This is a genomic window from Flavobacterium sp. Arc2, from assembly GCF_041431385.1.
Classification (GTDB): domain Bacteria; phylum Bacteroidota; class Bacteroidia; order Flavobacteriales; family Flavobacteriaceae; genus Flavobacterium.
The window spans coordinates 1-13607 of sequence record NZ_JASMRH010000013.1; the positions used below are offsets into that span (position 1 = coordinate 1).

8 protein-coding genes and 1 tRNA gene are annotated in these 13607 nt (G+C 37.1%); 6 read left to right on the forward strand and 3 right to left on the reverse strand.

The genetic code is table 11. The annotated features are described in order from the left end of the window. Positions 1-239: 239 nt before the first annotated feature. Both QO182_RS10405 and rseP read right to left on the reverse strand, forming a co-directional pair. Positions 240-313: transfer RNA gene (locus QO182_RS10405), tRNA-Asn, on the reverse strand. A gap of 140 nt (positions 314-453) precedes the next feature. Further along, positions 454-1797, reverse strand: a complete 1344-nt coding sequence (gene rseP, locus QO182_RS10410; protein WP_371561503.1) for an RIP metalloprotease RseP — start codon at positions 1795-1797, stop codon at positions 454-456. Positions 1798-2148: 351 nt separating this feature from the next. On the opposite strand from rseP, the gene QO182_RS10415 reads away from it, so the two are divergent. From QO182_RS10415 to QO182_RS10440, 6 genes are all read left to right on the forward strand, one after another. Continuing rightward, positions 2149-3216 (forward strand): NADH:flavin oxidoreductase/NADH oxidase, encoded by a 1068-nt coding sequence (locus QO182_RS10415; RefSeq protein ID WP_371537788.1) that lies wholly within the window; start codon positions 2149-2151, stop codon positions 3214-3216. Positions 3217-3464: 248 nt separating this feature from the next. Next, positions 3465-4505: a Gfo/Idh/MocA family oxidoreductase gene (locus tag QO182_RS10420; RefSeq protein WP_371537785.1), complete on the forward strand. Its 1041-nt coding sequence runs from the start codon at positions 3465-3467 to the stop codon at positions 4503-4505. A gap of 257 nt (positions 4506-4762) precedes the next feature. Further along, positions 4763-5977, forward strand: coding sequence for an MFS transporter (locus tag QO182_RS10425; RefSeq protein WP_371537782.1), 1215 nt, complete (start codon positions 4763-4765; stop codon positions 5975-5977). Between the two features lie 538 nt (positions 5978-6515). After that, the gene (locus QO182_RS10430) at positions 6516-9353 is read left to right on the forward strand and encodes a carboxypeptidase-like regulatory domain-containing protein (protein ID WP_371561506.1); all 2838 of its coding nucleotides are present in this window, start codon (positions 6516-6518) and stop codon (positions 9351-9353) included. An 18-nt stretch (positions 9354-9371) separates the two neighbouring features. Next, positions 9372-10724, forward strand: a complete 1353-nt coding sequence (locus tag QO182_RS10435) for a DUF5689 domain-containing protein (protein ID WP_371561508.1) — start codon at positions 9372-9374, stop codon at positions 10722-10724. An 81-nt stretch (positions 10725-10805) separates the two neighbouring features. Then, positions 10806-11276 (forward strand): FKBP-type peptidyl-prolyl cis-trans isomerase, encoded by a 471-nt coding sequence (locus QO182_RS10440; protein ID WP_371561511.1) that lies wholly within the window; start codon positions 10806-10808, stop codon positions 11274-11276. A gap of 79 nt (positions 11277-11355) precedes the next feature. Here the strand turns inward: QO182_RS10440 and QO182_RS10445 are convergent, their stop codons facing one another. Then, on the reverse strand, positions 11356-13470 hold the full coding sequence (locus tag QO182_RS10445) for a glycoside hydrolase family 97 protein (RefSeq protein ID WP_371561514.1): 2115 nt from the start codon (positions 13468-13470) through the stop codon (positions 11356-11358). Positions 13471-13607 lie beyond the last annotated feature (137 nt).

Consider the following 13607-nt stretch of genomic DNA (forward strand, 5'->3'; position numbering starts at 1 on the left):
GGGTTCGGAAAATCGACTTTTTCTTGTTCAGATTATCTAACCTTTTTGGATAATCCCCAACTTTTGCGCTTGATCCGTTTTTCGGGGCAAAATACTGATCTCACTATGGCTTAAAAACAAAAAAGACCTTACATTGCTGTAAAGTCTTTCTGCTTTTCGATCTAGAAAATATTAGGGTTTATTTCCGTTGAGTTTATTCCAAAAAAAAAGCCTGACATTGCTGTCAGGCTTTTAAAAAGCTCCCTCTCTTGGGCTCGAACCAAGGACCCTCTGATTAACAGTCAGATGCTCTAACCAACTGAGCTAAGAAGGAAACTGTGTATTTTTATATATAAGAACTTTTTAATCTTTTTTTGTTGCTTTATAGTGATGTGCGTTTCAGTTGTAAAGCGGTGCAAAGATAGGCTATCATTTGGTTTTTGCAAATAAAAATTAAACTTTTTTTATTTTTTTTTACTTCCCTACAATTGCCTTGTAAATATCGTTTCCATTGGCAAATAATAACAGCGTTATAAGTAATACGAAACCAACCATTTGTGCGTTTTCTAGAAACTTATCGCTTGGTTTCTTACCGCTAATAATTTCGTATAATAAAAACATCACATGACCTCCATCAAGTGCAGGAATAGGTAATAAGTTCATAACACCAAGCATAATTGATAATAAAGCAGTAATTCTCCAGAACGTTTCCCAACTCCATGTACTTGGAAAAATATCAAATATGGCTTTGAAACCACCTACTTGTTTGTAAGCTCCTGTACTTGGACTGAAAATCAATTTCAGTTGTTTTCCGTATCCTACTACTTGGTTTTTTCCTTTTGTAATTCCTACTGGAATCGATTCCAAGAAACTGAATTCTTGTTTGCTTACTTTGTAGTATCCTAATTTTTCCAACGAATCAAAACTTAATCTACCAAGCTGAACGCCTAATTTTCCGTCATTGTTAACTGTAACCTGTATTTGTTTTTCTTTTTGATCACGCAATACTGTTGCAGGAATAGTCTTTCCTTTGTTGTTTTCTAATATAGTTTGTGCTTGATCAAAGTATTTTGCAGTTTGTCCGTTAAGGGTTACCACAACATCTTTTGGTTGTATTTCTTTATTGGTAGATTGATCGGTAACAGCACCAATAACAAACGGCATTCTGATATCTAATAAGGTTCCTTTTTCAAATTTAGACAATCGATCCACAAAATCAACAGGCATTTTTATGGTTTGCTGGGTTCCGTTTCTTTCAATAAGGATCTCTTTTCCCAAAATAACTTTCATATTGATGTCATTGTCGAACTTTGCGATTTTTACACCATCAACCGAAATTATTTTATCTCCTGTTTTGAAACCCGCGTTTAACATGGCTTGATTTTCAATCAATAAACCGTCTTTCAAATCTGAATTGGCAATATAAGTATCACCATAAGCAAAGGCCATCCCGATATAGATAATAAAAGCTAAAATGAAGTTTACCGTAACTCCACCTAACATAATGATTAAACGTTGCCATGCTGGCTTAGAGCGAAATTCCCAAGGTTGTGGTGGCAATGCCATTTGTTCCTTGTCCATGCTCTCATCAATCATTCCAGAAATTTTTACATAACCTCCTAACGGCAACCATCCGATTCCGTATTCAGTCTCTCCAATTTTCTTTTTTATAAGGGAATATTTAACGTCAAAAAACAAGTAGAATTTTTCGACTCTGGTTTTGAATAATTTAGCAGGAATAAAATGTCCTAATTCGTGAAGTATAATAAGTAATGATAAGCTCAATAAAAATTGAGAAAGCTTGATAAATAGATCCATTTTTAAATTTTAATTCTTTTTATGACTCACAAAAGTAAGGTTTTCTATTTGTATAATTTACAATAATTGTTCCACAAGATTTTAAAAGTTTGTTAATTAATGGAATTTAGGTTTTATGTTTCGGCGATGTCCACTAACTTTACTTTTTAGGAAAGTGTGCTAAGTACCCACAAGCTAAGAAAAATATTTTTAGAGATCTGCTTTTTAGGACCTACCCCGTTTAGGTATTGACTCTTAGCTTGTATCTTTTTTTGTAATGCTTTTGCAAAACAGATGAATGTATTTTACGGCTTGTGTTGCTTGAATCACTTCTCTAATAATTATTTTAACCTTTAATGATCTCAGATATATATGTCTTCAAAACTATTCACTTCGTTACAAATAAAAAGCATTTCGCTTAAAAACAGAATCGCAATTTCGCCAATGTGTCAATACTCTGCTGTTGATGGCTTTGCCAATGATTGGCATTTGGTGCATTTGGGTAGTCGTGCCACAGGCGGCGCAGGCTTAATAATTCAAGAAGCCACCAGTGTTTCTCCAGAAGGGCGCATCTCTCCAGAAGATTTGGGTCTTTGGAAAGACGAGCAAATAGAAAAATTAGCGCAAATCAATCGATTTATTGTGAGTCAGAATTCAGTTCCTGGAATTCAATTAGCACATGCCGGAAGAAAAGCAAGTAGTTCTTCTCCTTGGAATGGCCATAAAAAACTGGATGCTAAAGAAGGCGGATGGATAACCGTGGCGCCAAGTGCAATTCCGTTTCAAGATACAGACGCGATGCCAGCAGCTCTTGATAAGGCTGGAATTGAAAAAGTGCTTGCTGATTTTAAGGCAGCGACGATAAGATCAGTGAAAGCAGGATACCAAGTGATGGAAATTCATGCAGCGCATGGTTATTTATTGCATCAATTTCTTTCTCCTTTATCTAATCTTAGAACGGATGAATACGGAGGAAGTTTTGAAAACAGAATCCGTCTTACACTGGAAGTACTCGAAGCAGTACAATCAGAATGGCCAAAAGACTTACCCATGTTTGTGCGTATTTCAGCCACTGATTGGGCAGATGGAGGATGGAATGCAGAAGAATCTGTACAGCTTTCTACAATTTTAAAAGAAAAAGGGGTTGATTTAATTGATGTTTCATCAGGTGCATTAGTGCCTTATCAACAGATTCCTGTAGCACCTAATTACCAAGTACCGTTTGCTGAGCAAATCAAAAAAGAAAGCAGAATCTTAACGGGAGCCGTAGGTCTAATTACCAAAGCGCATCAGGCAGAAGATATTATTAGCTCTGGAAAAGCAGATTTGGTTTTGTTTGCGAGAGAATCTTTAAGAGATCCTAATCTTGCGTTGACCTTTGCTAGAGACTTAAATGAAGATATCGCTTGGCCACAACAATACGAAAGAGCTAAGAAATAGTTTTTAAGTTTTTTTTTAAAACATATAAGTCATTTAAGTTTTGAGTCTCTTTACATAGACGACTTATATGTTTAATAAACTATTAAATCTGCGCTATCTGCGTGCCATCAGCCATAGAGTAGACGTATTACATGTCTTCAATAAATTTATATGTTTAAATTACACAGATATATAAACGATAAAAAAATCCGTTTTTATCTGTAACAATCCGTGTTATCCGCGTTCCATTAGACAAACAAATAAAAAACATGCAAAAAATAAAAACCGCCTTGCTATCCTACGGTATGTCCGGAAAAGTATTCCATGCACCATTTCTAGAATTTCACCCCGGATTTGAATTGCTCGGATCTTGGGAACGAAGTAAAAAATTGATTCAACAGGATTATCCTAATGTAAAGAGCTATGCCACTTTGGAGGACGTTTTGGAATCCGATGCTGAGTTGATTATCGTCAACACTCCAGTGGGAACTCATTTTGAATATGCCAAAAAAGTACTGCTAGCGGGCAAAAATGCCGTAGTCGAAAAAGCCTTTACTACCACAGTTGCCGAAGCGCAAGAATTGGTGAATTTAGCGACTGAGAAAGGAGTGAAGCTCGCTGTTTTTCAAAATAGGAGATGGGACAGTGATCTTAAAACGGTAAGACAGATTCTTTTAGACGGTGTATTGGGAGAACTAGTTGAAGCCGAATTCCATTTTGATCGCTACAATCCGCTTTTGAGTCCGAAGCTACACAAAGAAACGGCCAATGATGGGGCCGGAATATTAAAAGACCTTGGGCCACATTTAATAGATCAGGCGTTGTATTTGTTTGGATTTCCGCAAGCTGTTTATGCCGATATTAGAATTACCAGAGAAAACTCTCTGGTTGATGATTGGATTGACATTTTGCTGTATTATCAGGAATTCCGGGTGCGTTTAAAAGCTGGCTTTTTTGTTCGGGAAGCAAATCCCGCCTATACTATTCACGGTAAAAAAGGATCTTTCTTGAAACCACGTGGCGATGTGCAGGAAGACGATTTGAAATTAGGTAAAAAACCAAATTTAGATACTTGGGGAACAGAGCCAATTGAAAAAGAAGGACTCTTGCATACTGAAATTGACGGCACAATAGTGCAAGGCAAAATTCCAACACTACAAGGGAATTATTATGATTTTTTTGACGGAGTCTACGATTCCATTGCAAACGGCAAAGAAGAACCAGTTACCGGACAAGACGGACTAAGAGTCATGCAAATCATCGAAGCGGCAATTCAAAGTAGTGCTCAGAAAAAAGCAATCTATTTATAGTTGTTAGATTCTTTTTAAAATAGTAACCATTAAGGAATTAAGAGATACACAGTGTGAATTCTTTATTCAACCTTAATTCCTTAATGGTTTATATCCCGATTTTTACCGTCTCTTGGCAGAAAATCAGTGCTTTACAAGATAGAATTCATACTTTTTATAAACAATAACGATGTAATTACAGTCCATTGTTGTTTTGATAAAATCCTCGCCTCGCTTTTTTGTATTTTTGTGCCTTTCAAATAATAAAACAGCTTGTTTTGATAGATTTAAATTTTATAGACCGGTTTAAAACCGAAGGAAAACTCAAAAAATCATACAAAAACGCGAAACTTTCTTATCTAAGAAGAATTCGTTATGCTGTTTCTGCATTTTACTTTGGGATGGGATTGTGTTTTGCAACCTGGGCCAGTAGAATTCCAGATATTAAGATGGCATTGCATTTAAGCGACGCTGATTTAGGAACTATCTTATTTGCACTTCCGGTAGGACAGTTGATGATGATGCCTTTTTCGGGGAAATTAGTCACTCGGTTTGGAAGTCACCGCATCGGAATATTTTCATTATTAATGTATGCTTTTAGTCTTAGCAACATGGGGTTAGCTACTACTTCATGGCAATTAGCATTGGGTTTATTTCTATTTGGATTATTCGGAAATATGAATAATATCGCCATCAATACGCAAGGTGTTTATACAGAGAAACTTTACAAGAAAACGATCATGGCTTCTTTTCATGGGGTGTGGAGTTTTGCAGGTTTTACCGGTGCATTGATTGGTTTAGCGATGCTTTCATTTCAGCTTTCTCCGTATCACCATTTTTTAATCGTTGGTGTTATTGTGATTACATTGATTGCGTTTAATTATAAGTTTTTGATAAAAGCTAAAAGAACTCCTATAACTGTAGAGAAGAAAAAATTATTCACAAAGCCAGACAGTGCTTTGATTTGGCTGGGAGTCATAGGTTTTGGGTGTATGGCAAGTGAAGGAATTATGTTTGACTGGAGCGGAATCTATTTTAAAGATGTAGTCAAAGCTCCTGGTCCGTTAATTATTTTGGGATATACTTCCTTTATGATTATGATGGCAAGCGGACGCTTTTTAGGCGACGGTCTGATTTTTCGCTTTGGAAGAAAAAAAGTGATACAAACCAGTGGGCTTCTAATATCTACAGGGCTTTTCACAGCCGTAGCTTTTCCATACTTAATTCCATCTACACTTGGTTTTATGCTAGTTGGACTAGGAGTTTCTACCATCGTGCCTACCTTATATAGTCTTGCAGGAAAAAATCCCACCGTTCCACCCGGAGAGGCTTTAACCATCGTTTCGAGTGTGAGTTTTCTTGGGTTTTTAATGGGGCCGCCCGTTATTGGCTACATTGCTGAACTGATGGGTTTACGATTTTCTTTCGCCTTCATTGGTGTTTTCGGAATTTTAATCGCTTTAATGGTGAGCCGAATCAAAGCCATTCAATAATTTTTTTGGAGCACTACTTTTATTACTTTCAAGAACGTATCACCTGCTCTTCGCTATATCTTTCATCTCGTTTTAAGAACGAGATAAAAGGATGCCGCTGTGATCAGGGCTATTTATTGCGCTAGGGGGTCCTAACTAAAAGGGAGTAATCGTTACAAGAACCTCTCTACTACAAAAACATTTCCCTTGTAAGAAGTGCGGCATTATCGATGTTTCGCTGGGAATACATTAAATAAATTAACTGTAAATAATATTATTTAATAAAAATTTAACAACGGTATTGAAATTTAATTATATTTATCGTGTGAAACAAAAGAATCAAATGGTTCCTTTTGTTTTTCAATACCACTTTTATCGAAGTAGTCCTTTTTGGTTTTAAACCAAATTTCCCAAAAACACTTTTTTTTTATTTCTGATGCCAAATCCTATTTTGGATTTTTGTTGTGCCCAGAAATAAATTCAATCCTATTTTATTTAAAATTGAAAGTTCCCAAATCGCTTGGCGGACCTATTGCATTTATTTTAAAAAAAGGAATTTATGAGAAAAATTGGGCTGACACTTTTCGTTGTTTTACAAATAGGATTTGCTTTTGCACAAAATAAAACGGGAATTTCAGGAACTGTTTTAGATGCCAAAACACAACAGCCCTTAGCCTATGTCGTCGTTTCAATTCAAAACACAAACGCGATGCAGCTCACAGAGACCAGCGGGAAATTTAGTTTTGACGACTTAATTCTGGGCGATCAATTGGTGCTTTTCCACAGTCAAGGCTACAAAGACGCCTTGTTTCCAGTAACAATCCATGCGGGAGAAGTACTCGATTTAGGCACGATAATGCTGGAGGAAGATGAAATTTCAGACCAGCAGCGGAGTTTAATTCGGCTTTTCGAAAATGATTTAACTGATGACAATAGTGGTTCAGAAAGTACGTCAGGATTGCTACAGTCTTCCAAAGATGCTTTTCAGCAAGCCGCCGCTTTCAATTGGGGTCAGGCGCGTTTCCGGATTCGGGGACTGGATAGTGAAAATGCAATAACCATGATCAATGGTGTTTCCATGAATAAATCCTATGACGGCAGACCACAATGGAGCAATTGGGGCGGACTAAACGACGCCACCAGAAATCAGGAATTTACCGTGGGTACCGCCCCGTCTGATTATACTTTTGGTGGCATTTTAGGAACTCAGGAAATCAATACTCGCGCTTCCATTTATAGACCAGGAACTAGAATAACTGTGTCAGGAACGAATACAAATTATAATTGGCGCATGATGGGAACCTTTGCTTCAGGAATGAGTGACAGCGGTTGGGCCTTGGTTGTTTCGGCAGGAAAACGATATGCAGAGGAAGGCTATTTTGAAGGAACTACCTATGACGCGAATTCTCTTTTCCTGAGTGTTGAGAAGAAATTAAGCGACAGTCATTCCCTGAATTTTACCGGTTTTTATACCCCAAATAGCCGAGGAAAGAATTCGCCAAATACCGCTGAGGTAACAGAACTAACCAGCGGAACCTATAATTCCTACTGGGGATATCAGGACGGAAAGAAACGAAACGCCAGAGTAAAAACCATCGAAGAACCCATCTTGATGCTCAATCATTATTTTAAGATAAACGATCACAGCAATCTTAATTCTAGCGTGATGGTTCAGTTTGGGAAAATAGGAAACAGCAATCTCGATTACCAAAATGCCAACAGTCCGGATCCAACTTATTTTAGAAAATTACCCAGTTATTACAGTTCGTTGTATGGCAAAGATGAGGGAGAATATTCAGGGGATTTTACACCAGATTATGAAAACGCGGAGAAGAGCCGAGTTCAGTTTTTAGCAAATCCTCAAATTGATTGGGATGCGCTGTATCAGGCTAATCAAAAGGCAATAATAAATTCTAATGGAAATACTACGGGCTACGAAGCGGCCAAAAGTCATTATGTTTTATACGAAGACCGCACAGACGATCAAACTATAGTCGCTTCTTCTAATTTCAATACGCAGCTTAATGAAAATTTGATTTTTAATGCGGGAGGGTCTTTCCGAAAATTAGAATCTCACAATTACCAGCTCCTTTTGGATCTTTTGGGCGGTTCCTACTTTGAGGATATTGATGGTTTTTATAGTGGAAATCAAGCACAGTCTGATTTGAATAACCCAAACAGGCAGGTTGTTGTAGGAGATGCTTATGGATACAATTATAAATATGCAGCCACTGTTTTTGATGCTTTTTCCCAGTTTAAATTTTCTTACGATAAAGTCGACTTCTATTTGGCTCAGTCTTTTTCCGCTACAAATTATCAAAGAGAGGGTTTGTATAAAAACGGAATTTATGAAACGATTTCCTTTGGCAAAAGTGAGAAAGTACCTTTTGAGAATTTCGGGTTTAAAGGAGGTGTCTTATTTAAAGTTTCAGGGAAACAGTCATTAAGTTTCAACGGCGCCCATTTGTCTAAAGCGCCCACTATTAAAAATACATTTCCTAATTCCCGATTAAACAATTCTATTGTGGACGGACTACAAAGTGAAACGATAAATAGCCTGGATGCAACCTATGTGTTGCGTTCCCCAAAGTTAAAAGCGCGACTGACGGCTTATTATTCGACAATAAAAAATGCGACTAAAACTTCCTTTTTTTATGCCGAAGGTATTTTTGACAATGGCGCCGGGTATACAAATACCAATGCTTTTGTAAGCCAAACATTAACGCAATTAGATCGTAAGAATATTGGCGGGGAATTTAGTTTTGAATACCAACTCAACAGTACGATAAAAGGGAGTTTTTCTGCAGGCTACGGTCAGTTTACCTATGATAGTAACCCTAATGTGAGTATTAATAATGATGCAGTTGCTTCCGTAGAAAATACCAAGCCGTCATTCGATTTTGGAAAAGCAATTTTAAAAAACTACAAACAAGCCGGAATGCCGCAACAGGCGTACGGACTAGGGATTGAATACCGTGATCCCAAATATTGGTGGATAGGAATTAATATTAATTATTTGGCAGACAACTATATTGATGTCTCTCCCATATCAAGAACAGATCATTTTTACACTAATCCTGCCAGCGGATTTTCTTTTCCGGAAGCTACAGAAGAGAGGGCTAGGGAATTATTGAAACAGGAAAAATTTGATCCGGTGATGTTGCTTAATCTTATAGGAGGGAAGTCATGGCGCATCAAAGGGAAATACCTGGGACTTTTTGTGAGCGTCAATAATGTACTCGACAACAACTATAAAACGGGTGGCTACGAGCAGGCAAGAAATGCTAATTTTAGACAACTTAATCAGGATGTTTCTGGTGGTACGCCCTCCTTTGGCAACAAATACTTTTATGGCTACGGAAGAACTTATTTTGTTAATCTCAACTTCAATTTTTAATTATAAAAAACCAATCTTATGAAATCTACTTTCTATAGTTTCCTTTTTTTGATGGTATTTGGCGCTATTTTTTCGGGCTGCGCAAGCGATGCGGTGGAGATACCAAAACTGAGTTGTACGCAACCTGATTTAGCCACAAATAAAACCGTAGCAGAAGTTCGAACTAACGCCGGAGCCATTGTTACACAATATACATACGACGACATCATTGAAGCCTATGTGGTTTCCAGTGATGAAAACGGTAATTTTTTCAAAACTATTTCTTTGCAGACTTTAGGAACTGCAACAACTCCTGCCATAGGATTTAGCGTTCCTGTTGATGCGACTAATACCTATGTTGATTTTAGAGTGGGGAATAAAGTGTATGTGAAACTAAAAAATCAGTACACTGATATCAATTATGGAAGCCTTCGTATTGGTAGTATTTATGTCAACTCCTATAATGAAGGTGCGGTGGGACGATTGTCGCAAAACGACTATAAAAATGTATTGCACGCTTCTTGTACCACTTTAGGAGAAGACCTTTTGGTACGACATCTTACGATTCCAGATTTAGTTTCTGATGCCAACATAAACACTTTGGTAGAATTGTCAGACGTTCAGTTTACCGAGGCAGCGCTCGGCCGACACTATTTTGAAGAAACGAAGAATATTGGTGGTGCGACTAATTGGAGTTTGATAGATAAATTTGGGAATCAGGTACTTTTTAGAACGAGTAGTTATGCTGATTTTGCCCAAAGCATGGTTCCTGGCGGAAACGGAAAGGTGAGAGGAGTTTTAACCAAATTTGGTTCTGATTATCAGTTGCTGTCCCGTTCCGAAAAAGACGTGGTTATGACCCAAACAAGAAGAGCTCCGTTTTTCTCTCAAGATTTCCAATCGGTGGTGGATAAAACCAATTTGAGTCTGCCTGGCTGGGCAAATATTGTTCAGAGTGGTACAATCTTCTGGAAGGGTACTGTGTATTCTGGGAATGGTTATGCCGAGTTTAATACCACAGGGGCCAAAGTGTTGTCAAATATCGCTTGGTTGATTTCGCCTAAAATTGATATGGATACACATACTAATGAGATACTCACTTTTAGAACAGCTCAACATCACCTCGATGTGGATTCTCCACTGAATTCGCTGGAAGTACTGGTGTCTAGTAATTTTGATGGCGTGAATGTAACTAAGGCGACGTGGACTGCACTCAAAGTAATATTACCTAAACAGGCTACACCTTGGTATCAGTTTGTGGGTTCCGGTGGAGTAGATTTATCTTCTTATAAAGGGAAAATAAACATCGCTTTCAAGTACACCGGTTCTGGGAAGAATCTGGCTTTGGACGGTGCCTTTCAAGTGGATGATGTTCAGGTTTTTGGAGATTGATGGTAACTACATAGTAGTAAAAAATATAATTTATGTAGTGTGTATTTTATATATTTGCCAACTTACTAATCAAATCAAATTATGAAATCTATTTTATTATCACTCGTTTCTTTATTATTCGTTTCTTGCTTATCAGATACAAATACAGAAGTAGAAACTCAAGCTGTTGATTATACAGTTAAAAATGAAAAAGAAATTGTGGATTATATTGCCGCAAATAAATTGACTGCTACAAGAACCGATTCAGGTTTGTATTATGTAGTTAATGAAGCAGGAACAGGTATTAAACCAACAGCTTCTTCTAATGTTACAGTAGCTTACAAAGGATATTATACCAATGGAAATGTGTTTGATAAAAGTACTGATGAAGGTATATCGTTTGGTTTGAACCAAGTTATAAAAGGATGGACAGAAGGGATTCCTTATTTTAAAGAGGGAGGTAGCGGTATTCTATTAGTTCCATCTGCTTTGGGTTATGGAAATAACGGTAGCGGACCAATTCCAGGAGGTGCTGTTATTCTTTTTGATGTTAAATTAATCAAAGTGAATTAGTTTAAGTTCATACATTATAGAAATAAAAAAAGGCTGTCTAAATTTTTAGACAGCCTTTTCTACTTTTACATAGTCACTATTATTTTATTTCAATAATGCTAACGGCATAACCTCCGCCTGGCGCACTCAATTGAGATAGTTTAGACTTGCTTGTCACAACTACTTTACGAATAACGTAGGCTTGAGGGTTTGTTTTGTAATGCGCATCTTTTGCATCGGCATAGATAGTCGCGGTGTATTTTTTTCCTTTATCTAAGAAATCAAATTTGATATTTGAAGTACGTGGTGTTTCACCATTTACATTTCCTACAAACCAGTTGTTAGTTCCTTTAGCTTTACGGGCTACAGTAATGTATTGTCCTGGTTCTGCTTCAAGGTATTTGCTTTCTGTCCAGTCGATGGCTACATCTTTAATGAACTGAAAAGCATCCAAAAAGCGATTGTAATTTTCAGGTAAATCGGCTGCCATTTGTAACGGACTGTACATAGTAACATACAAAGCCAATTGATTTGCAATTGTGCTATTTACATGCGAATGATTGTCAGGATTCAATTTGCTCAAATCCATTTCGAAAATACCTGGCGTATAATCCATTGGACCACCAATTAAACGGGTAAAAGGCAATAAAGTAACATGGTTAGGTTTAGAACCACCAAAAGACTGGTACTCTGTTCCTCTAGCCGATTCGTTCCCAATTAAGTTGGGATACGTTCTGCTTATCCCTGTAGGACGAACAGCCTCATGTGCATTTACCATAATTTTATATTCTGCTGCTTTTTCTAACGCATATTGATAATGGTTTACCACCCATTGGTTGTAATGATTTTCCCCTTGCGGCAAAATATTCCCTACATAACCACTTTTTACAGCATCATATCCATTGTCTTTCATGAATTGGTAGGCTGTGTCTAAATGGCGCTCGTAGTTGCGAACAGATCCTGAAGTCTCATGATGCATAATCATTTTTACTCCTTTAGATTTTGCATACGCTTGGATTCCTTTTACATCAAAGTCTGGATAAGGAGTTACAAAGTCAAAAACATAATCTTTAGAATGACCAAACCAATCTTCCCATCCTTCATTCCATCCTTCAACTAAAACACCACCAAAACCATTTGCAGAAGCAAAATCAATATATTTCTTGACATTTGCAGTAGTCGCTCCATGTGTACCGTTCGGTTTTGCTTTAGTGTAATCAGTTACGCCCAGTTCTACAGAAGGGTAGTCATTAGTATACGACCAAGAACTTTTACCAGTAATCATTTCCCACCAAACACCAACGTATTTAACTGGTTTAATCCAAGAGGTATCTTCAATTTTACAAGGGTCATTTAAGTTCAATGTCATTTTAGAAGCCAAAATATCTCGGGCATCATCGCTAACCATAATGGTACGCCATGGAGAGGTGTTAGGTGCTTGCATGTATCCTTTATCTCCTATCGCATCTGGCGTTAACCAAGATTCGAAAATCATGTTTTTATCATCTAAATTCAAGTGCATACAAGAATAGTTAATTAATGCAGCTTCGTGAAGGTTGATGTATAATCCATCTGCCGTTTTCATCATTAATGAAGTTTGCACCCCTGTAGTTGAAAACGAAGTTTGAGAAACATTAGCAGTCTTTGCTTTTTCGCTTAAACCTCTAATTTCAGATAATTTAGAAGTGGTGAAATCGTATTCCTGCGTGTCGTAATCTCCAGGAATCCAAAATGCGGTATGATCTCCTGCCATCGCAAATTGCGTTCTTTCTTCTTTAATTACAAAATAAGTAAGGTTCTTTTGAGTCGGAAATTCATAACGGAAACCTAGACCTTCGTCGAATAAACGAAAACGAATTACGATTTGTCTGTCAGTTCCTTTTTGGTTTAAAGTAACGGCAAGTTCATTATAATGATTGCGAATTTGGGCTACTTCACCCCAAACTGGTTTCCAGTTTTCGTCAAATGTGGCCGTTTTTGTATCTACTATTACGAAGTCATTCAGTAATGATTTTTCGTCGTTTTTTAGTTCTAAACCTAATTTACTGGTTTTTATAACCTCTTTGTTTTTGTATTTTAAAGCGTATGTAGGAGTTCCGTCGTTTTGTAACGAAAATTCCATTGTCAAGGCTTCATTTGGGGATTTTAATTGTTGTGCATGGGCACCACTAAATAAGGCAAGCCAGATAAAGGAAGTGAAAAATAAATGTTTCATTTTTTTGGAATAAATTAATGATTACTATTTGTTGGGTCGTACTATGCTGTTCTTATGTAAGTTCGATATCGTAAATATATGCCCTTTATGCCTCGAATGTTTTTGTGATTTTTAAAAAGTAGATTAGGGAATGTTTT

Bases quoted from the DNA above. Each gene is read 5' to 3' on its own strand.
- rseP (WP_371561503.1), bottom strand. From the start codon at position 1,797: ATGGATCTATTTATCAAGCTTTCTCAATTTTTATTGAGCTTATCATTA.
- QO182_RS10415 (WP_371537788.1), top strand. From the start codon at position 2,149: ATGTCTTCAAAACTATTCACTTCGTTACAAATAAAAAGCATTTCGCTT.
- QO182_RS10420 (WP_371537785.1), top strand. From the start codon at position 3,465: ATGCAAAAAATAAAAACCGCCTTGCTATCCTACGGTATGTCCGGAAAA.
- QO182_RS10430 (WP_371561506.1), top strand. From the start codon at position 6,516: ATGAGAAAAATTGGGCTGACACTTTTCGTTGTTTTACAAATAGGATTT.
- QO182_RS10435 (WP_371561508.1), top strand. From the start codon at position 9,372: ATGAAATCTACTTTCTATAGTTTCCTTTTTTTGATGGTATTTGGCGCT.
- QO182_RS10440 (WP_371561511.1), top strand. From the start codon at position 10,806: ATGAAATCTATTTTATTATCACTCGTTTCTTTATTATTCGTTTCTTGC.
- QO182_RS10445 (WP_371561514.1), bottom strand. From the start codon at position 13,470: ATGAAACATTTATTTTTCACTTCCTTTATCTGGCTTGCCTTATTTAGT.